This is a genomic window from Pseudomonas sp. AC463, assembly GCF_979253585.1.
In genome coordinates this window covers 1-271 of record NZ_CEEDDZ010000622.1, presented here as the reverse complement: position 1 = coordinate 271, position 271 = coordinate 1, and the positions used below count along the sequence as shown (strand labels likewise).

General features: G+C 64.9%; 1 protein-coding gene. It reads left to right on the top strand.

Features of this window, described 5'->3' with window-relative positions; translation table 11 throughout:
• Positions 1-227: hypothetical protein (locus AC0IYH_RS31710; protein WP_471838228.1), on the top strand; the 227-nt coding region annotated here is incomplete at its 5' end.
• Positions 228-271 lie beyond the last annotated feature (44 nt).

Sequence of the window (271 nt, the reverse complement as noted above, 5' to 3'; positions counted from 1 at the left end):
GCTTCTACGAATCGCGTGCGGTACCCGGCAACATCCGCCTCGCATCGCCGAACAAGCTGACGACCGATCTCGCCTTCTCCGGCGAAGGCCAGACGTGGCAGCAGACCGCGACGCTGACGCTGATGGACGACGGCAAGACGCTGATCCGCGAGGCGATCGGTGGAGAGAAGGGCGATGAACAGGGCGCGCAACGCTATTCGCGCTGCCCGGCGGGGGCAGCCAAGTGACGAACCAGTTCGACCTGACGGATGACCAGCGCGAGATCCAGGAA